We start from the raw sequence: 20081 nt of genomic DNA on the forward strand, positions 1-20081 counted from the left end.
CAATAGGGGCTGGGGTGTGCACGCGGTGATCAGAAACTGACGGTAAAGAGTAATTCCGGATAGGTGGTAGAGCAGTCGTAAAAGCGGCTGCAGTCGGTATATTTCTCATGGACAATACCGCCGCCAATATTCACCCGGCTGTCGGTGTTGAAATAAGCCCCAGCGCGGTAGCCGTAGGAATTCTCATCATCAATGCTGATGCCCTGATAGTCGCCGTAGAACGAGCGACGATAAAACATCCCTAAATAGGGTTTGATCACGTCGGGTTGGGTGAAGACATAGGTGATCTTGGGGCTGACCTTGGTAATCGATGGGTCGCCGGAAAACCAGTGCTGAACATCTATCCCCAGCTCCAGGCCATTGAACAGATAATAACCGGCGCTGACGCCCAGAATAAGGTAGTCATCGTCGAAGGCGCTGCCCGAGCCCAGGGCGACACCAATACTGGTCGAATTTTTTGAAAATGCAGTGCTCAGGCCACCGGTGCCGGCACTGGCGGCTGTCGCCACCTGGCTTAGGCTGGCCAACATTAATACACTGACCGCGGCATTCACTATCTTCATATTATTATCCTGACGGTGACGTTTTATCCATGCTGGGCGCGTAGTCATGCCTGATAACCCTGAAAAAACGCGATCAATTTATTGACTAACCTTAGCATGTTTATAGGCGAGGAAAGAAGGCAGCGCCGCGGCCACAATCGTGGCGCTGACAATCAACAGAATAAAGAGCAGACTGCTGTTTGAAATAATAGAGGTGCCAATATGTAGGCCAAAGTGCGATGCCAGCATTCCCTCGGTCAACAGCAGGCCGACATAAAGACCGCCCGTCGCCAGCACGATACTGACAGCACTGATTAATAGTGCCTCCATTTCGATCAATAGAAAGAGAAACATCGGCGAGGCACCGATGATCCGTAGCAAATGTATTTCACTTTTACGTTCTCTGATGGAGGCCAGCATCATAGCGCTTAATCCCAGTAGTGCAGCCACCATAATAAGGCCGGAAATCAGCCGCAGTGAATGTTCTAATAAGCCCATCATCTGCCACAGTTCGGCCAGTGCGACGCCCGGTAAAATAGCCGTCAGTGGCTCTTGGCGATAATTGTTAATCTCTCGTTGAACTCGGAATGTTGCCATTCTGGAGTCCAGGCCTAACAGCACCGCGGTAATCGTGGATGGGGTCAGAGTCATTGATTGCAGCTGCTCGGGGGTAAGAGTGCTACCGGCTGCTTTCCCCCCGCCCTGCCAGTCGATATGAATCGCCTCTATGCCCTGGAGGCTGACGTGCAGGGTTTGGTCTACCGGTGTTCCGGTGGACGCCAATATGCCGACCACGGTGAATGGCCTGTCGTCGTGGTGGCTGAAGCTGGTGCTGCCAAGGCCGTGCGATAAGATGATGCTGTCGCCGACGGAATAGCCCAGTTTTGTCGCCACCTCTGCGCCAACAACCACATCAAAGATATCGGCAAACGGCTTGCCCTCAGTGAACACGAGCGGCCTTTGTCGGCCATAGTTGAAGTGTTTGAAATAATCGGTATTGGTGCCCATGACACGGTAGCCTTTATGGGAGTCACCGAGAGAGAGAGGGATCGACCAGGCGATATTTGGCTGTTCGGTGATGTTTTGGTAGGTATGCCAGCTGATATTGTTGGTGGGCGAACCGATACGAAAAACCGAATAGAGCAATAGGTTGAGGCTGCCGGTCCTGGCACCAACGACCAGGTCGACACCGGATACGGTGCTGTTAAAGCTTTCCTTGGTTTGGCTGCGAATATGTTCGACACCCAACATGACGAAGATGCTAACACTCATGGCAAGAACGGTGAGAACAACAGATCCCTTGCGGTTAAATAAGCTTTTTAAAGCCAGCCGAAAAAACATCAGCACAGGTCTCCCCGATTATTGATACTCGACAGGGCTGCGTGGCGATCAAAGTAGCTGGCCAAAGACATGTCATGACTGACAAAAAGCAGTGTGGTCTTCTGTTCGGCAACAACTGTCATCAGCTCAGCCATAAAGTTATCCCGGTTGTCTTGATCCAGTGATGAGGTGGGTTCATCGGCAATCAGTAACTCGGGCTTATTGATCATGGCCCTGACAATGGCTATGCGTTGTTGTTGGCCGATACTGAGCTTGGACACCGGTTTATGCCAATCGGCTTGATCGATACGAAAGCTCAGCAGCAACGCTGCGATCTCGTCGGTTAAAGATGAGGCTGATTGACGCTTCGAAAAATGGTGCGCCAGTTGAATATTATCGATGGCATCAAGATAGGGGATAAGATTAAATTGCTGAAAAATATAGCCGATATGATCGGCTCTAAAGCGGTCGCGCTGTCGGCTGGTCATCTTATCCAGCCGTTTTCCGAGCACCGAGACCTGGCCGCTGTCTGCCTGGATCATGCCGCTTAATAGATTCAGTAGCGTCGATTTTCCGCCGCCAGAGGGACCATGAATAAACACCTGCTCGCCGGCAGAGACCGACATAGACTTGATGTCGAGCACCGTCTGCTGCGCTGTTTCAGGGTAGGCAAAAAGCACATCGGTTAATTGAATCGTCATGGCAGCCTTCGGTAATCGCTTGTCAAATCGCAATGATACATCGTATCATTGAGGCGTTCGATATTAAATAGTGTGGTGAAAAAATTGAAGACAGAAAAAAGGTGGCAAGTGACCGGGCGTGTGATCGTGTGTTTGTATCTGACCTGCCTGGCTGGCGGAGTGGCGCATGCCGAGGCCACGCTTTCTGAAACAACCAAACCTGGTGATTTTAAAACCATCGAGTGGGTGGATTTGATTCCGCAGGACGATCTGGATGCTCTGTTAAGCCCCCCCGACTATTTGGATGAGATTGCCGATGGCTCGCCGGAAGATCAAATGAGTAATCAGCTGCAGGCGACGATTACAGCGGCGGCGGATGACCGCTATCAACAGGCGCTGGTCTCCACGGCGATTAAAGCGGAGATGAACGGTGTTGCCGTTCGCCTGCCAGGTTTTATTGTGCCGTTGGAATATAACAGTGAGCAATTAATTACCGAATTTTTTATCGTGCCATTTTTTGGTGCCTGTATCCACGTTCCGCCGCCGCCACCGAATCAAATTGTTTACGTAAAATCCTCCGAGGGCTTCAAGTTTGATGCGCTGTATAAGCCATTTTGGGTGTCCGGCGTACTGCAAACCAACCTGATACAGAATGATATGGCAACGGCAGCCTATACCATGGATGTGTCGACCTTAGAGTATTACGAAGACTAGCGTGGTTAATCTGCTGGCTCAATACAGGCCAGCAGTTGCTGTTCCCAAGAGGGCAAGAATTCGCTGGCAATAATTTCCACACGGCTTTGCATACAGTCATCCAATTCAACCTCTGTCAACGCATCGCTGGTCAGGTTGTAGCCATAAATACCCTGTTCGGTGATAAAGACCGCCTTCATTCTCTCGACCTCGAGGCCGTTTAAAAAGGCTAATAACCGGTCTCGGTTGAACAGTTTTTCTGGTTCGAAGCGCCAGCCAATACTGCCAAAGTCGTCGCCCTTATTCTCCGCCTTGATATATCCGCAGGCGGGCAGAGGGCTTTCGTCCAAGGTGTCACGAGGTTGTTGCTGGTGTTGATGGGCGGCGGCGTCGATTGTCGTCGTGGTCCCCCCCTGTAATAAATCCGTGGTGAGTCGCCCCTGTTCGGTCAATACAATCTTCACCTCAGAGCAAGCCTTGGCTTTGACATACTGAGCAAGTTGCGTCTTGTGTTGGTCTTGATAGAGGTCTTGTTTATTGCCCACAATCACATCGGCAATGGCAATTTGTTGGTTAAAGGTTGTATGCCCGGTATAACGCTCGTCGGAGAGTTTACGGGCATCTACCAAGGTTAAGATCTTCTCGACTGATAGCACCTCCCGGTAATACTCGGTGCTCAGTGCTGCCAGCACCTCAATCGGGTGGCCCAAGCCTGAGGGCTCGATCAATAGTCGGTGAGGTCTGGCGCGTGTCAGTAGTTGACTCAGGGCAATATTCATCGGCAGACCGGCGGCGCAACACATGCAACCACCGGCAACTTCTCGGATATACACCTGCTGCTGTTCGCTGTGCTGGCCTTGGAATAAACTGCCATCGACACCAATTTCACCAAATTCATTGACCAGTACCGCCCAGCGTTCATCGGCGGGCTTGGCTTTTAATAAGTGTAAAATAGCCGAGGTTTTTCCCGCACCGAGAAAACCGGTAATGATATTGGTTGGGATGGCGTTAAGCTTTTTGGCACTGTTTTTCATGGCGGCGAACTGTTTTTTAAAAAAAGTTTATCGGATGCTTTGAGCATGTATTCATTAGCAGGGTGTCGGCATATCCCCACTGGTTGCCATCTAGTGATGACAGGCACAGCGACTTTGGCGACACAGTCGATGATTGAAATAATGGCCGGCGGCGATAATGCAAGCACCCAACACCGTCAGGACTGTCTCACCGCGTTCGCCAAGCAAGTCGTGACCGAGTGTGGCAGCCAATACTAATAGGCTGATGCCGGCAATGCCCGGCACCAGTACTCTGTAGTGGCGGTGCTTTTTACAGCCTAAGGCCAGCGCCAAAAAACTGGTCGGAATAACGGCAATCAACATCCACTGGTGGAAGGATTCGTCGGCCAAATTGGCCGCGCTCAGCGCGGGTAAAAATACCATAATGAAGGGCAGTGCCAGACAGTGGACAGTGCATGCTAGGGACAGGCTGATGGCTGCTGTATCGGCAAGGGTTTGAATATTTTTCATAGTACTCGTCTTAATAGGATTTTTTAGGCGGGGTTGTCGTGGCAGGCTTTGCACAGGCAGTCCATTTCCAGCTGTGGGCTGGCCAGGTAAAAGCCGGCGTCTTCTACGTTGTGTTTTAAGCTGTCGATGGTGGCTTTGCCGACGGTGATTTCTTCGACCCGTTGACAGCGGCCACAAATTAAAAATTGCGGCACACCGTGGTCGTGATCGCAGGTGATATGAGCGCAGGCAATGTATTTATTAGCCAAATTCAGTTTGTGAACCAAGTGCTCGCTCTGTAAAAAATCGAGAATACGATAGACTGACATCGGCGGCGGTGATTCGCCATATTCCCCTTTACAATAATCGACCAATTCATAGGCCGACATGGCGCGATCCGACTGTAATAGCCCGGATAGAATCTGTTTCCGTTTGGGGGTCAGTCTGCTGCCATGGGCTTTGCAGCTGTTTTCCGCATGGCTGATAATAGCCTGTAGATTATTCATAAAGCTTACCTGAGGCGGATAACACGGGAGTTGGCGGTTAATTCACTGGCGCCCTGTTGGTGATCGGTAAGCCAGCTGACATTGAGGGTTTCGAGGCCGGTAAAATAGTGAAAAAGATTAACGGTTACAGTCTGTAATTTTTGACCCTGCTGGCACTCAAAAAAATAGCTGGCGTTGATTTCGCTGTGATTGTTCTGGTGCTCATCGTGGTGCTGGTGGTGTTCATCCTCGTCACGCTCGGTTAATGCTGACATATCCGCTGCAGCCTGGCTGAGATGGCATTCACCGCCGGAGAACGTGAACATATCTGAGGACGCTTCGAGTAGCGATTTAGCCTGTGCAACAGTCTGTTTTTGTGACTCGGATGATGCTGTATGCTCAAAACCAACAATATTGGCCGCCGGAGAGGCTAGGCTGATTGCCAGTCGGTTGGCCTCCAAGGCCAGGGTTAATTCTGCGGTGCCGTGCAAGTGAGGCTGCTGGTTGCCAGCAGGCTGGCTGGCGCTGTGATGATGGTCACCGTGGTTTTGATGAGCATTGTTGTCGGCCAGCGAGGATGCGCTGATAATCAGACCAATAGTTATAAAGCACTGTTTAAGCATCGGGCAGGCCTCTGGCGGTGGGATAATTGTATGTATGATATATCATATCATTTTTAAGGTAAAGCGCGGCACTGCTGCTACAGGTCAGCCGTGGTAGTGACGGTCAGAGCATCGGCTGCGGCGCTGGTGGGACCAGTGTCGCGACAATACATTCGTCGCTTAACCCGCCATCAGTTTCAGTGCCAAATAAGGCGTGAGAGAAAAAATAACAATGGCTAGCTTGTACTGTGCCAGATACTGAAAGTAGAGACTGTCGAGTTGGTCGACGGCAACGCCGGTTAACTGGGCGTGTAGCTGTTTAATACTGTCTTTGAACACGGCCAGGGCGAGGGCGGTGACCAGGTAAATGGCGAGGTTGATGATGGCCGTCCAGCCAAAAAAGCCGGTAAGTGTGGTCAAGTTCTCCATGGGGAGCTCCTATGAAGCAGTGTTGAGCAGTAAATTAATGGCAATGGCAATTGTGACCAGCAGCAGCAGGGGTTTAATCACTCTGCTGCCATGATGGATGACTACGGTTGAGCCAATTCTGGCGCCAATAATTTGGCTGAAGGCCATTGTCAGGCCAATCGTCCAGAGCACGTGGCCGCTGCCGATAAACACCACTAACGATGAAAGGTTACTGAGCAAAACCAAAGGCTTGGCATTAGCTGTTGCCTTACTAAGATTGTAACCGAGCAAACTGGCAATCAGCAAGGCAGTTACCGCGCCCATGCCGGGACCGAAGAAGCCACCGTAGAAGCCGACACCGCAGCCGGCGATGACGGTGAATGTCCTATGTGACACCCTGGCGGGGTGATCGCTGTCGCCAATATGGGGTGACAGCCAAGTATAAAGCGCAATACCAATCAGGGCGTAGGGCAGTAATTGCTGCAGTGCTTGATCGGGTAGCTGCTGTACCCCCCAGGTCGATGCCGCGCTGACAACCACCACTAATATCATCGCCGGGGCCAGGTGTTTGAGGTCAATAAAGCCCTGTTGAAAAAAATGAAGCGAGGACGACAGCGTGCCAAAGACGCTTTGACACTTATTGGTGGCCAGGGCCTGCAGTGGCGGCAGCCCAGCCCACAATAAAATCGGTAGAGTTATAAGCCCGCCACCGCCAGCGATGGCATTTAAAAAGCCAGAGATAAAACCGAGTAGGCTAAACAGCGTCAGCAATTGCCAAGAAATATCGATGGAGAGACCTATAAGCGGGGGTGGGGTTCTAACGGCACTCGATAATAATGAGTGCCGGGTAGTCGGCGAGACGCACCAGTCTGCGATTCTCGCTGGCTTTATCTAACACAAGAGTAGTGTTTTACTGCTTAATACCTTCAACATTTAGCGTCAGCTCAACGTGGGTAGAGGCTGGGCCTAGGTTGTAATCGATGCCGAAGTCTTTCAGCGCAATGCTGGTTGTGCCTTCAAAGCCTAGGCGATAGCCGCCCCAAGGGTCCTGGCCTTCGCCGATTTTCACCACATCGATGGTGACGGCCTTGGTCACGCCGTGCAGGGTTAGCTCGCCAATCAGTGTAGCCTTGCCATCGCCGAGGTCGGTAAACGACTGGCTGTTGAATTCGGCCTTAGGGAATTTGGCGACGTTTAAGAAGTCTTTGCCACGCAAGTGCTTATCGCGCTCGGCGTGATTGGAGTCGATGCTGGTGGTATCGATAGTGACGTTGACAGTGGCGTCGCCGGGCGTGGCGGCATCGTAATTAAACTCACCGTCGAAGGTATTGAAGCGGCCGACCAACCAACTATAACCCAGGTGTTTGATTTTGAACTCAACCGAGGCGTGAGCACCCTCGGTGTCGATCTTGTAGCTATCGGCCCATAGTGATGGCGTGAGTAGCATAAGGCTGGATAGTAGCAGTGGTTTGGCAATGTTCAATTTCATAGGTGCTCTCTCTGTCATTAATAAAGTGGTTGAAGATAGCTTAAATGCTAACGCTTGTTGACTAGACCGAACATACGCGAAAGCGTTCCGTCCTTGTCGATAATTTGATGCTTGAGCGCGCCGAGGGCATGCAGCCCCACTGTCGTCATCAGTACGCAGGCCCCGTACCAGTGAATGGCGCCGGCAATATCTTCCTGGTTGGTAATACCTTGGATAGTTGCCGGTACCTCAAACCAATCGAAGACGCTGATGGCTCGACCATCGGCGGTGGAGATCAAATAGCCACTGACGAAAATAATAAGCAGTAATAGGTATAGCGCACCGTGGGTGATTTTGGCGATGTTAATTTCCCAGCGGGCATGGTGTGTATTGTGTGCTGGAGGTGGGTCGAGCTTGCGCCACACCATACGGCCGATGACGACGGCAAACAGAATCAGGGCAATGCTTTTGTGGATGTAAGGGCCCTGCTTGTACCAGACATCGTAATAGCTGAGGCCGGTCATCCACCAGCCGAGGCCGAACAGACCGATGACTGCAATGGCGACCAGCCAGTGCAGAAATATTGCCGTCATCCCCCAGCGTTGTTGATTGTTTCTCCACTGCATGCGTGCTCAACTCCTCGTGTTTTTTGTCACTGTTGACGGCGGTATTGTAATCACAAAGCGGCTTTTTGTGACAATGTGTGAACATTGTTTAATGCGTTAAACCATTGTTCTAATGCATTGTAGTCTCAAAGCGCTCAACCGGTTCGAGGGCCGATGGTTAGTCTGGCGAGACGGCGTGTTGGCAGCGCGGATGCAACAGCATCGCGCTGTAGTCGCCATATTTTTTGACCGCCAGTTGACAGCGCTGCGGCTTAATCGGGCAGGTCGATTGCTCGCGGGTGAGCTGCAACGCATCGATATTGTGTTGCACACCATCGGCAATGGCATCGCTGGCAAAGTCGAGGCAATTATTAGCCTCGTCCCAGGCGCCATCGATATAATCGGCAATATCCAACGGCCGGTTGATCAGCCACTGCTGATTGTCACAGTGCAGATAGGCGCTGGCGGTGGCGTTTAAGGGGTCTCTGTCGGGGGATAATAGCGCTAACCAAAAACGGTAGCCATTAAAGTTGGCCGTTAGGTCGGCGTGGGAGAACAAGCCGGTCGTCCATAGGCCATAGTAGCTGGCCTCTGTTTTTTCGCCCCACTGCATGGCCTCGTCGAGGCTGCCGCCCTCGACTTCGATGGCCTGAAAATAATCCCAGCCCTGAGCCAAAAAATGGCCGATTTTATCGACCCCGATGATATTTCCGTTGATGTCGATAATGGCGCCGAGGCCGCCGGTATAGAGGTCGATGCCGCTGATCAATGAAATGTCACGGTAGACCGAATCCGGCCGCTGCACGATGACGCTGGGTATATTGCTGTCGTCGCTGAGTTGGCTAACGATGTCATTGCCTACCAGTGCGTCTTTGTTGCCGGCGAAGGCGTAGCGTAATTGTTGGTAGAGTTTGTCTGTATCGCAACCTGTCTGTGCCTCGGCCATGGCCTGGTTGGCGCCGGCGATGCCAAACTTGAAACGACGATTAAGCTCTTGGTTGAGGGCAATCTGGGCATCTTCGGTCAGCAGGTGACGGCCGGTATAGCTGTCGATCTCGGCGCTGTTTGTCGTCTGGCTAACGGCTATGGTGAGTGTCAGTACTAAGGTCGGCAATAGGGAATAGGTTAGAGAGTTGGCGGCCATGGTTGATATTCGCTCTGCTGTCGGTCGACGGTGATGAATAGGCATAAAAAAACCGAGCAAGGCTCGGTTTTTGTCGGCAATAATCGCTCGATTAATCTTCTTTGATCACCAGCGATACGCTGTATATATTGGCAGAGCGTGCGGCATCGGCAATCTGTGTATAGACATCGGCGGTAGACTTATTATGTGCCTGGATAATCACAGCGGCCTCTGGGTTCTCGGCGCGTAGTTTGGTGATGTTGGCGCGAACGGCACGTTGGTCGATACGGCGATTTTCCATCCAAATTTCATCGCTGGCAGTTACCATAACAACAATGTTTTTGCTTTCGCTGGGCGCTGCTTCTGCTTGGTTGGCGTCAGGGCGGCTGATCTCAATACCAGATTCTTTGATAAAAGAGGCTGTAACGATAAAGAAAATCAGCATGATAAATACAACGTCGAGCATTGGTGTTAAATCAATGTCTGCTTCTTCTGACTCTGCTTCATGTCTACGTACACTTCTCACAGCTATTGCTCCGTTATCATTATCACTAATAGTGCGCGTATCTTAGCCTTATCGTTGACGGAATAAAAGCGTCTAACTAAGTAGAGCTACCTATAGTGGGTGAATTGTCACGAAACTTGAGCGGAATGTAACTGACACGCATCAATGTGTTACCTATATTAACCTAGGGGTAACAGAAAAGTGGGCTTTTCACGCTCAAATCTCCGCCAGCCATGGTTTTTGCGTTAGTTATGTCAATGAAGTTGGCATAAAACACTATCGTCGCCTATGCCGCTTTACCGTATGATGTTGCCCTGGTCAGAAAATACGATGACTGTTGTCGATAATTATAATGAATAAACAATCCGAGTAATCGGTTAGGGTGTGTGGTGTGAATAAGATAGTGGCGTTGGTGCCAGTGAAAATTCTGGTTGTGGTAGCTGTGCTTTTATTCTCTGTTTTGGTGTCGGTGGTGCTGATGGCCACCAAGCCACAATTGCAGCCCCGAGAGGTTAAACGCAATATCATTACGGTGCGGGTGGCCGAGGTTGCTCCTAAATCGATGCAGTTAAAGGTGCAGACCCAAGGGGTTGTGGCGCCGAGTGTTGAGAGTCAGCTCACCTCAGAGGTGGCCGGCAAGGTGGTCTGGGTGGCGCCGGCCCTGGTCAGTGGTGGTCACTTCGACAGCGGCGAGTTGTTGCTACGGATCGATGACAGCGATTATCAAACCAATTTGGAGCGTGCCACCGCCGGCTTGATTCGTGCCGAGGTAGAGCATGAATATGCCGAGAAGGAGTTCGGTCGTCAGGATAAACTGCGACAAAAAAGCCTGGCCAGTCAGGCGCAACTCGATGATGCACGCAGCCGCTTCCGATTGGCTGAGGCTGGGTTGCGAGAGGCCAAGGTCAATGTTGCGCAGGCTAAATTGGATATTAAGCGAACCGAGATACATGCCCCCTATAATGGCCGTGTGCGCAGCGAGCATGTCGATGCCGGTCAGTTTGTCTCCCGCGGTGAGGCTGTGGCGACGGTCTATGACAGCAGCGCTGTTGAGATCCGCCTGCCGATAGCCAACCGTCAGTTTGCCTATTTAGATCTTCCCTCCGATGCCCGCGGCCTGCTACAACCGTCGCAGACGCCGATTGTCGATGTTACCGCCAATTACGCTGGCCTACCATTTGCCTGGCAGGGGCGGCTGGTACGCACCGAGGCAGAGATCGATGAGCGCAGCCGGATGTTTTACGGTGTGGTACGGGTAGAAAATACCAGTGTTAATCCGGTGCAGGTTGCCGATAACAGCCCAGCATTACTCGTTGGATTGTTTGTCGATGCTTATATACACGGCCGTACCGTCGATAATGTCATCGAGCTACCCCGCTCGGCGATTCGCAACAAAAATGAAGTGTTAGTCGTTGATGAGCAAAATCGTGTGAGTTTTCGCCGCGTCGATATTCTCCGTATCCAACAGGACAGCGTCATCATCAGCGGCGGCTTAGAGGCCGGTGAGAAGGTGTGTTTAACCGCCATGCAAATCGTGGTGCAAGGAATGCAAATCAATCCGTTGATGGTCGTCGAGGATAATCACAGTGCACAGCCGCTGATTGTTGATGCGGAGTTACCGCAGACGGCTCCGGCCAAGGCTGAGGCGTTGGTTCCCGCGTTGGTTACCGGTGATACCTTATGAGATCGGTCATTACCTGGTTTATCGATAACACGGTTGCCGCCAACCTATTAATGTTCATTCTTATTATCTCGGGGTTGATGGCTCTGCCGATGATACACCAGGAGGAATTTCCCAATATCGATCCGGATATGATTGCGGTCGGTGTTCGTTATAACGGTGCCTCACCGATTGAGATGGAGCAGACCGTCTGTGTCCGAATTGAGGAGTCGATTGTCGGCATCGACGGTATCGATAAAGTCACCTCTACGGTATCGGAGGGTTATTGTCAGGTAATGGTGCAGTTATTTGCCGACACCGATAAGGTGAAAGCGCTGAACGATATTAAGACCAAGGTTGACGCCATCGATAGTTTTCCTGTCGATGCCGACCGCCCGATCACTCAGCAGGTGACGATTTTAACCCATGTTTTACAGATTGCAGTGTTTGGTCATGCCGATGAGCGGACGCTGAAAGAAGTGGGAGAAAACATCCGCAGCGACTTGCTGGCGTTTAACCAAGTGTCGCAGGTTTTTGTCTCCTATGTCCGCCCCTATGAGATTTCGATAGAGGTCTCGGAGCAAAATTTACGGCGCTACGGTCTTACGCTGGATCAAGTGGCGAAGGCGATAGCCAAGGGCTCACTCGACTTGCCCGGTGGCTCGATTAAGACCGAAGTCGGTGAAATCAGTGTCAGAACCATTGGTCAGGCGAATACTGTCGCCGATTTTGAGAAAATCAGTATTCTCACCTTTGCCGATGGCACCAGCCTGCCGCTGGGGGATATCGCCGAGGTGATTGATGGCTTTGAAGACGGCGATTTACGGGCTTATTACGACGGTAAACCGGCAATTGTTGTCGAGGTGAAGCGTATCGGTAACGAGGATATTCTCGAGATTGCCGATGTTGTCAAACAGTATGTCGATGAGGCTGAGACGCATATTCCTGAAGGCTTGGCGCTGAGTATTTGGAAGGATGAGTCCCAGGACTTAGTCGAACGGTTAGATGTGTTAAGTGATAATGCGATCAGCGGTTTGTTACTGGTGTTCTTGGTGTTGGCGCTATTTTTGCGTTTTAGTTTGGCGATCTGGGTGGCCGCCGGTATTCCTATTGCGCTGCTGGGAACGGTGGCGACTTTTGTGCCGCTGGGCATTTCAATCAGCACCCTGACAGTCATGGCCTTCATCTTGGTTTTGGGGGTGTTGGTTGACGATGCCATTGTCATCGGTGAGCGGGTTTATTATCACCAGGAGCAGGGCTTGTCGCCGCGAGATGCGGCGGTAAAGGGCAGTGGTGAGGTCTCCATACCGGTTATCTTTGGTGTGTTGACCACGATGGCAACGTTTATCCCCATTATGTATTTGCCGGGCACCATGGGGTCTTTCTTCGCCGGTATTGGTGCGACAGCGATTATTGCTCTGGCCTTTAGTCTGATCGAGTCGCAATTAATTCTGCCTGCTCACCTCAGCCATCGGGCGAAGAACGAAAAGCCCGCCGGCCGCTGGCAGCGCTTCCAAGATCGCTTTGCCGCGTGGCTGGGACAATTCAGTCGCGAAGTGTACCGGCCATTTCTGTTGAAGGTGCTGTCCTGGCGTTATGCCGCGGTCGCGGTCGCCTTTGCGGTGGTGATTATCATCGTCTCGTTGGTGGCCAGTAGTCGTATCATTTTTTACTTTTTTCCGCCGGTCGATGGCAACCGTTTGTACGCCACGCTGACGATGCCGGAGGGAACGCCGGTAGAGTTGACAGCAAAGGCCGCCGAGCAGATACAGCAGGGTGCTGTTGCGCTGGGTAAAGAACTAGATAGTCAGCGACTGCCGGGTGAGGACAGCATGGTAAAGCATACCATGGTGTCGATCGGCTCTAAGCTTGCCCGCGGTTCGATCGATGGCGGCGGTAATGCTGGCAGTCAGTTTGCAGAGGTGTCTGTGCAGCTCGATATACCGATGGATTATACCGGCACCACACCCAGTGAGATGGTGTCCCGTTGGCGCGAGTTGACCGGGCCTGTTGCCGATGCGGTTGAGTTGGTATATACCGCTGCGGCATTCTCCGCCGGCAAGGCCATCGATATCCAACTGAGCAGCGACAGCCTTGACGAGTTAAAAGAAGCGGCGGCGATGCTGCGCCAGACCCTGGCGGCTTATCCGGCGGTATACGATATATCCGATACCTTTAGAAGTGGCAAACAGGAGGTAGAACTACGGTTGCTGGATAACGCCCGCAACCTCGACCTCACCGTCGAAGACCTGGCCACGCAGGTGCAGTCAGCCTTCTATGGGCGCGAGGTGCAACGTATTCAGCGTGGCCGTGATGATGTCAAAGTCATGGTGCGCTACCCAGAGGCCGAACGTCGCTCACTGGCGGACTTAGAGATGATGCGTATCCGCACCAAGGACGGCATCGAGGTGCCGTTCAGTTCGGTGGCAGAGATCAAGCTGGGCGATGGTTTCTCGTCAATTCAGCGTGAAGAGGGGTTGCGTATTATTCACGTGCAGGCGGAGATCGATCGCACCGTCAGCAGCCCAGAGCAGGTTTTATCGGCGCTGGAAGACGGTGTCTTTGGTGACATTCAGCATAAATTTCCCGATATGAAGGCTGGCCTTGCTGGGGAGGCAGAGGAGCGAGCCGACACCATGGCCGGCTTGATTCGACTGGTCGCTCTGGCGTTGATTGTTGTCTTTACATTATTGGCCATCCCGCTGAAATCCTATCTGCAGCCACTGTTGATTATGGCAATTATTCCCTTCGGCGCGATGGGGGCGGTGTTGGGGCATTATGTTTTTGGCAAGCCGTTGGTGTTCTTCTCAACGCTGGGAATCGTCGCCTTGTCCGGGGTGGTGGTTAATGCCTGTTTGATCCTGGTCGACTGCATTAATCAGAAACGCCGAGACGGTGTCGATCTGATGACGGCGGTGAGCACCGCAGGGGTCGAGCGATTCCGGCCAATTATCCTCACCTCAACCACCACTTTTGTCGGTTTGATCCCGCTGATTTTAACCGACAGTCTGGCCACCGGTTTGTTTGTGCCGATGGCGATTTCACTGTCGTTTGGCATTCTCTTTGCGACGCCGTTAACCCTGTTGTTACTGCCGTGTTTATACGTGTTATTGGAGGATGCAAAGTCACTTGTCGGTAAGCTCCGAGGCGGGCGTGAAAGTGTTGGCTGGAAACATTAACAGCCAGTAAATAGTGCCGTTTTATTCGGCGCTATGGCTTTTTTGTTGCCCAGATATGTAATAGTCTTAGTTGATTAATAAACAATAATAAGATTTGTTACTCTTGTTTGATAGGCCGATGCCACGGCCTTTCTGCATTGAATTAAGGAAAGATTCAATGATAGATTTTCTTGCTGTCGCCATAAAAAAATATTCACTACGTCTGCTATTGTTGGCGCTTATGTTACTTCCGCTGACAGTCTTTAGCGAGTCGGCGGCGGCCAGTACGCCGCTGACCTCGCAGAATGATAACGCCTTGAGTGGTGGCGCATTGACGGTCGATGTCGATGGCAAACCGTTGTCGATGATGCTGCAGCCGCATCTGGAGTATCTTGCCGATGACAGTGAGCAGCTGACGCTTCAGGTGTTAGAAGACGGCAAAACCCCTCATCAGTTTGCGCCATTACCGACGACTTTTGTGCTGAAGAATAATACCGTCTATTGGCTGCGTTTTAAGCTGAAAAATAGCAGTGGTTACAGCCAGCAGTTGGTGCTGGATTTCAATGAGGTGCTGTTCTGGGAACTCGACGTATACAGCGTCGGCTTTAACAATTCCCAGAACCATTACAGCGTTGGCTTGAGCCGTAGCGAGCTGGCGCCGATCCGTGGTCGTTTTTACGCTTTTCCGCTGGAGCTGACCGCCGAGACCGAGCAGGTTATTTATATTCGTGCTCGGACGCCGTATTTTGTCGAGGTAAAACCTTATTTGTTTGACCCGATCAGCTATTCTGGCGAATCGTTTTTAAAGCGTAATATCTCCAATGTCATCCTTGGCATGTTAATGGGCATATTGTTATTTCTCACTGTGTTTGTCGGCTATGTGCGTGATTCATCCGATGCCATTTACTACCTAGCCTTTGTCTCGCTGTCGGCGCTGATCGTCGCCAGCAGCGGTGGTTATCTGACATCTCTCTGGCCCGACAATGTGTGGATGAATACCCATATGTACAGCATTACTGTGGGTGGCATGTTGGTGACATTTATTGGTTTTAGCCGCAGCTATTTTGAAAGCAAGGAGACCATGCCCTGGGTGGATAAATACCTTGCCGTACTGCTGTTTGCCGGGGCGGTACACCTTGTTTCTATCCCCTTTATCAAGGTTGCCGTATCGGTGGATTACTTGATGATACTGGTCGGTCTGACGATGCTTTCGCTGTTGGTTATAGGCCCCTATGTCTGGTGGCAAACCAAGCGTAAACTGTGGATTTTTGCCCTCGGTAATCTCTGTTTTATATTTTTCTGTTCGTTAACCCATCTCAGCAGCCTTGGGGTTATTTTGCCGCACCCATTGATACGTCACGGCTATGAGTTTGGCATGTTGGTACAGTCTATTTTTTTCGCCATCGGGGTTTCTAAGAAGATCCTAGATGACCGTCGTAGCAAGGATAAGCTGACCATGCAGGCGCTGGTGGCAAAGGCTGAAAACAAAACCAAGTCTGCCTTCTTGGCAAGGATGAGTCACGAGATAAGAACGCCGCTTAATGGTCTTGTCGGCATGGCCGAACTGCTGAAAAATACCAAGATCGATGCCGAGCAGCGGCAGTATCTGACGGTGATGGAAAGCAGCGGTAAAAACCTGGAATCACTGCTGAACGATATCCTGGATCTGTCTAAGATGGATGCGGGCAAGCTTCAATTTGACGAGCAAGATGTTGATTTGCATCAGCTGTTTGAACAGGTCACGTTTCCCTATTTTGGTGTGGCCGAAAACAAAGGTGTTAAATTGTTTGTCGAGTGCCACCCCTCGGTGCCTCAGTATGTTCATCTTGACCCCTTCAGACTGCAGCAAATTATCAATAACCTGCTTTCCAATGCCATTAAGTTTACCGCCCGAGGCAAGGTGAGCATCCACTGCCGCATAATGACCGGCGACCAGCAGAATAATCTGGTATTTGAGGTGATTGATAACGGCATGGGGATAAACGAAAAAGAGACGAGTAAAATATTCGAGGCTTTTGAACAGCAGGATAAGACTATTGCTGGCCGTTTCGGCGGCACCGGTCTTGGGCTGTCAATTTGTCGCCAGTTAGTGAGGATGATGGGCGGTGATATCAGTATAGTGAATAACAGCGGCAGCGGTGCCACGGTCAGCTTTTGGCTACCCTTAACACAGGGTGTTGAGAGTCTGCAGCGCGACGGGGCAGCGTCGGCGGCGTTGACGACAATCTATCCTGGCTGTCGGGTCTTGGTGGCCGAGGATAATGTGGTCAATCAACAGGTGATTATCGGCATGCTGAAGCGTTATAAAATCACCGCCGACGTGGTTGCTAATGGCCAGCAGGCGGTCGATAAAGTGTTGTCGACAGGACCGCATTACGATCTGGTGTTAATGGATTGTGAAATGCCCGTCATGGGAGGGATTGCGGCAACCAAGATCATTAGTAGTCTCGACCTCGGCAAACCATTAAAAATTGTCGCCCTGACTGCCCATGTGTCCGAGGATTACCAGCGCCAGTGCTATGAGGCCGGGATGGTGGCATTCCTGGCTAAGCCGCTGCACAGTGAGCGTTTAGCCGAGGTGCTGGCGCAGCAGTTATCGACGAGTTATAACCAGCAGGGCAACAGGGTCAGAGCCTTGAATTAGGTGTATAATCAGCGCCAACGGCAAAGGGGAGTATTGTGTCAAAACAGCCAGTGGAGCAAGCCTGTCAACGCTTGCAGCGTTATGTTGAGCGCTGTGCGAATGGCGATTATCCGTCGCCGGCGGAGCGTTACCGTTTGGAGGGTTATTTATCGGCGCTGTTAGACAGTGAACTGCTGGCAGAGGCGACGTTAAGACAGTGGTGGCAGCAGGCCGCAACTGTGGTTGACGACGAGCAGGTGCTGATTATTGGCCTGCCTGACGGGGTCAGCCTGCCGATGTTGTATCGTCGTGCGCCAGTTTTCCCCAGCGGTAAATCATCCTAGCATTTGCGCTCGACCGATTAACGGCTGGGTCGCGTTGTGCAGCGGTGGTACAATAGCCGAATATCCCCTTGTTGTGTGCCGTTGGCTGGAGTCACCTGTGTCAAAATCTGTTTTTAATCATGTCGTTTTACTGTGCCGTAGCGGCTTCGAAGGCGAGTGCAGTGCCGAAATTATCGACCGCGCCGCGGCCATCGGTGTCGACGGATACTGCAAGACGGACAAGCGCAGCGGTATTGTTGTGTTTACCCCCAACAAGCCAGGCAGTGCGCTCCGCCTGATCGAAAAAATACCTTTCTCGACCATGATTTTCAGTCGTCAATGGTTTGCCGCCATTGAGCAGGTGACTGATTTACCGCCAAAGGATCGCGTTGGCACATTGGCCCAGGCAGCGGGTCGTTTTCCCCGCTGTAAGGATCTCTGGCTGGAAACCGCCGATACTAATGAGGCTAACAGCCTGAGCAAGCTCTGCAAGAGTCTGCAGAAGCCCTTGCAAATTAAATTGAAAGCCTTTGGTGCTCTGCGTGCCAGCGGTGAATATCGGCTGCACATGTTGTTTACCAGCGGCACCAGTGCCTGGGTAGGGATGAGTCTACCGGGTAACGACGCGCCTTGGTTGGGAGGTATACCCCGGCTGCGGTTACCGAAGGCGGCGCCAAGCCGTTCGACGCTGAAGCTGGAAGAGGCCTGGCATTGGTTCTTAACACCGGATACCTGGGGCGAGGAACTCAAGGCCGGCAGCTGGGGGGTCGACCTTGGTGCCGCACCGGGCGGCTGGACGTGGCAATTGGTCCAACGTGGTTTAAAGGTCATGGCAGTCGACAATGGCCCGATGGCCGACGACTTGATGCTCACCCGTCAGGTGGAGCATCACGAGGCCGATGGCTTTCTGTTTGAACCGCCGCGAGCGGTTGCTTGGATGGTCTGCGATATTGCCGATAAGCCAGCGCGAGTAATGCACTTGATGTCGACGTGGTTTGTTAATCGCTGGTGCCGTAAGAGCGTTTTTAACTTAAAGTTGCCGATGAACAAACGCTATCAAGAGGTCTGCAAGCTGTTGGATCAACTGCAGCAAAATTGCGATCAGCATAATATCAAAATTAGCTGGCAGGCCAAGCAGTTATACCATGACCGCGAAGAAATTACCGTCATGGTGCGACTGCTGGATTAAAGCTGGGCCAGTCTTGGATTAACATTGTTTAACACTGACGATAAAGCGCTGTGGCCGATGGCTTCTGGCGCTCGAACTGTATTAGAATATGCAGTATAACAAGGCTCGAACAACAAGCACGTCGAGATAACAAAGGAGCGGACTATGGCCAGCGTATTTACTCAAATTATTAACGGCAACCTGCCCGGACACTTTGTCTGGCGCGACGATAAGGCGGTGGCAATTATGACGATCCAGCCCATTGCCGCCGGCCATGTCTTGGTGGTGCCGATCGAAGAAGTCGATCATTTCGACGACCTCAGCGAAGAGCTTGCCGCCCACTTAATGATTGTTTCACAGCGCATTGCCAAGGCGCTGAAGGTGGCTTTTCCCGCCGAACGTATCGGTTTAACCATTGCCGGTTTAGAGGTGCCTCATACCCATATCCACCTGTTGCCAATCAACAGTCTTGGCGATTTTAATTTTGCCAATGCCAGCATGGGTGAGCCGCAAGCATTAGCCGCGGCGGCCGATAAAATCCGCGCTGCTCTGCGAGCCAACAATGAGACGGCGGTTGCCGAGTAATCGGCTAACTGCTGTTAGATAAAAGTAAATCACTGTTAATAAAATACTTTTTAAAAGTTTAAGAGAGTAACTATGACTGACAAAGCCCTGGCGCCTGCCGCTTATATGGCGGCGCTTAAAGCCCGCGATCTCGATGCCATTGTGGCATTGTATGCAGATGATGCTGTGGTGGAAGATCCTATCGGTACTCCCCCCCATGTGGGTATTGAGGCGATCCGCGAGTTTTATAAGGGCGCTGTGGGTATGCCGATCGAGCCTGAGCTGCAGGGGCCGGTTCGTATTGCCGGTGACGAGGTGGCTTTCGCCTTTCGTATCGGTATGCCTGATGTTGGCATGACGATTGATATTATTGATACGTTTAAGTTTAATGACGCGGGAAAAATTGTTTTGATGCGGGCTTTCTGGGGGCCGGAAAACATCACCAACTAAAATTATTTAATAGTGGTTTTATATAACCAATTAAAACAAAAAAACCGTGGCAATTGCCGCGGTTTTTTTATACGTTATTGTTATAGAGAATGCCTTGTATTTAACAGTATGCAAGCCTGATTAGATCAGCGTTGACACTGTGAATATTAAATTTTAATGTTTTAGGTATTACTCCTAATAGGCGCATTTAACAGGCCTAGAT

Annotated in this window: 21 protein-coding genes; 8 read left to right on the top strand and 13 right to left on the bottom strand. The window is 51.5% G+C overall.

All coding sequences use genetic code 11. The features are described 5' to 3' along the window. Positions 1–29 precede the first annotated feature (29 nt). The 3 genes from L9P87_RS12350 to L9P87_RS12360 are packed head-to-tail and all read right to left on the bottom strand — an operon-like array spanning position 30 to position 2563. Positions 30–611: a porin family protein gene (locus L9P87_RS12350; RefSeq protein ID WP_237445059.1), complete on the bottom strand. Its 582-nt coding sequence runs from the start codon at positions 609–611 to the stop codon at positions 30–32. A 30-nt stretch (positions 612–641) separates the two neighbouring features. After that, complete coding sequence (locus L9P87_RS12355; RefSeq protein ID WP_237445472.1) at positions 642–1883, bottom strand: ABC transporter permease; 1242 nt, start codon at positions 1881–1883, stop codon at positions 642–644. Beyond that, positions 1883–2563: an ABC transporter ATP-binding protein gene (locus L9P87_RS12360; RefSeq protein WP_237445060.1), complete on the bottom strand. Its 681-nt coding sequence runs from the start codon at positions 2561–2563 to the stop codon at positions 1883–1885. The genes L9P87_RS12355 and L9P87_RS12360 overlap by 1 nt, the downstream gene beginning before the upstream one ends. An 84-nt stretch (positions 2564–2647) precedes the next feature. Here L9P87_RS12360 and L9P87_RS12365 point away from each other — a divergent pair, with 84 nt between their 5' ends. After that, entirely contained in the window at positions 2648–3256 is a 609-nt protein-coding gene (locus L9P87_RS12365) for a DUF3299 domain-containing protein (protein WP_237445061.1), read from the top strand. Between the two features lie 5 nt (positions 3257–3261). Here L9P87_RS12365 and L9P87_RS12370 read toward each other — a convergent pair whose 3' ends face one another. The 10 genes from L9P87_RS12370 to L9P87_RS12415 form a co-directional block, all read right to left on the bottom strand. Continuing rightward, positions 3262–4269, bottom strand: coding sequence for a CobW family GTP-binding protein (locus L9P87_RS12370; RefSeq protein WP_237445062.1), 1008 nt, complete (start codon positions 4267–4269; stop codon positions 3262–3264). Positions 4270–4359: 90 nt separating this feature from the next. Continuing rightward, positions 4360–4758, bottom strand: a complete 399-nt coding sequence (locus L9P87_RS12375) for a MerC domain-containing protein (RefSeq protein ID WP_237445063.1) — start codon at positions 4756–4758, stop codon at positions 4360–4362. 23 nt (positions 4759–4781) lie between these two features. Then, entirely contained in the window at positions 4782–5243 is a 462-nt protein-coding gene (locus L9P87_RS12380; RefSeq protein WP_237445064.1) for a Fur family transcriptional regulator, read from the bottom strand. Between the two features lie 5 nt (positions 5244–5248). Beyond that, on the bottom strand, positions 5249–5845 hold the full coding sequence (locus L9P87_RS12385) for a ZrgA family zinc uptake protein (RefSeq protein ID WP_237445065.1): 597 nt from the start codon (positions 5843–5845) through the stop codon (positions 5249–5251). 159 nt (positions 5846–6004) lie between these two features. Then, positions 6005–6253, bottom strand: coding sequence for a DUF6868 family protein (locus L9P87_RS12390; protein WP_237445066.1), 249 nt, complete (start codon positions 6251–6253; stop codon positions 6005–6007). A gap of 9 nt (positions 6254–6262) precedes the next feature. After that, the gene (locus L9P87_RS12395; protein ID WP_237445067.1) at positions 6263–7003 is read right to left on the bottom strand and encodes a TSUP family transporter; all 741 of its coding nucleotides are present in this window, start codon (positions 7001–7003) and stop codon (positions 6263–6265) included. A gap of 139 nt (positions 7004–7142) precedes the next feature. Then, positions 7143–7721 (bottom strand): YceI family protein, encoded by a 579-nt coding sequence (locus tag L9P87_RS12400; RefSeq protein WP_237445068.1) that lies wholly within the window; start codon positions 7719–7721, stop codon positions 7143–7145. Between the two features lie 47 nt (positions 7722–7768). After that, positions 7769–8326: a cytochrome b gene (locus L9P87_RS12405; protein ID WP_237445069.1), complete on the bottom strand. Its 558-nt coding sequence runs from the start codon at positions 8324–8326 to the stop codon at positions 7769–7771. A 157-nt stretch (positions 8327–8483) separates the two neighbouring features. Beyond that, a complete protein-coding gene (locus tag L9P87_RS12410; RefSeq protein WP_237445070.1) occupies positions 8484–9494 on the bottom strand; it encodes a hypothetical protein in 1011 nt (336 codons plus the stop codon). 46 nt (positions 9495–9540) lie between these two features. Next, positions 9541–9954 (bottom strand): ExbD/TolR family protein, encoded by a 414-nt coding sequence (locus tag L9P87_RS12415; RefSeq protein ID WP_237445071.1) that lies wholly within the window; start codon positions 9952–9954, stop codon positions 9541–9543. 370 nt (positions 9955–10324) lie between these two features. Here L9P87_RS12415 and L9P87_RS12420 point away from each other — a divergent pair, with 370 nt between their 5' ends. The 7 genes from L9P87_RS12420 to L9P87_RS12450 all read left to right on the top strand — a co-directional run bounded on the left by L9P87_RS12420 (position 10325) and on the right by L9P87_RS12450 (position 19879). Beyond that, entirely contained in the window at positions 10325–11617 is a 1293-nt protein-coding gene (locus tag L9P87_RS12420; RefSeq protein ID WP_237445072.1) for an efflux RND transporter periplasmic adaptor subunit, read from the top strand. Next, on the top strand, positions 11614–14772 hold the full coding sequence (locus L9P87_RS12425; RefSeq protein ID WP_237445073.1) for an efflux RND transporter permease subunit: 3159 nt from the start codon (positions 11614–11616) through the stop codon (positions 14770–14772). Before L9P87_RS12420 ends, L9P87_RS12425 begins: the two co-directional genes overlap by 4 nt. A gap of 157 nt (positions 14773–14929) precedes the next feature. Beyond that, entirely contained in the window at positions 14930–17395 is a 2466-nt protein-coding gene (locus L9P87_RS12430; RefSeq protein ID WP_237445074.1) for a hybrid sensor histidine kinase/response regulator, read from the top strand. Between the two features lie 35 nt (positions 17396–17430). After that, the gene (locus tag L9P87_RS12435) at positions 17431–17718 is read left to right on the top strand and encodes a hypothetical protein (protein WP_237445075.1); all 288 of its coding nucleotides are present in this window, start codon (positions 17431–17433) and stop codon (positions 17716–17718) included. A gap of 97 nt (positions 17719–17815) precedes the next feature. After that, on the top strand, positions 17816–18886 hold the full coding sequence (gene rlmM, locus L9P87_RS12440; RefSeq protein ID WP_237445076.1) for a 23S rRNA (cytidine(2498)-2'-O)-methyltransferase RlmM: 1071 nt from the start codon (positions 17816–17818) through the stop codon (positions 18884–18886). A gap of 144 nt (positions 18887–19030) precedes the next feature. Further along, positions 19031–19450 carry an HIT family protein gene (locus tag L9P87_RS12445; protein ID WP_237445077.1) on the top strand — a complete coding sequence of 140 codons (420 nt, stop codon included), beginning with the start codon at positions 19031–19033 and terminating at the stop codon, positions 19448–19450. 72 nt (positions 19451–19522) lie between these two features. Then, a complete protein-coding gene (locus L9P87_RS12450) occupies positions 19523–19879 on the top strand; it encodes a nuclear transport factor 2 family protein (protein WP_237445078.1) in 357 nt (118 codons plus the stop codon). Positions 19880–20081: the final 202 nt, after the last annotated feature.

Source organism: Sinobacterium norvegicum (assembly GCF_923077115.1).
Classification (GTDB): domain Bacteria; phylum Pseudomonadota; class Gammaproteobacteria; order Pseudomonadales; family Sinobacteriaceae; genus Sinobacterium; species Sinobacterium norvegicum.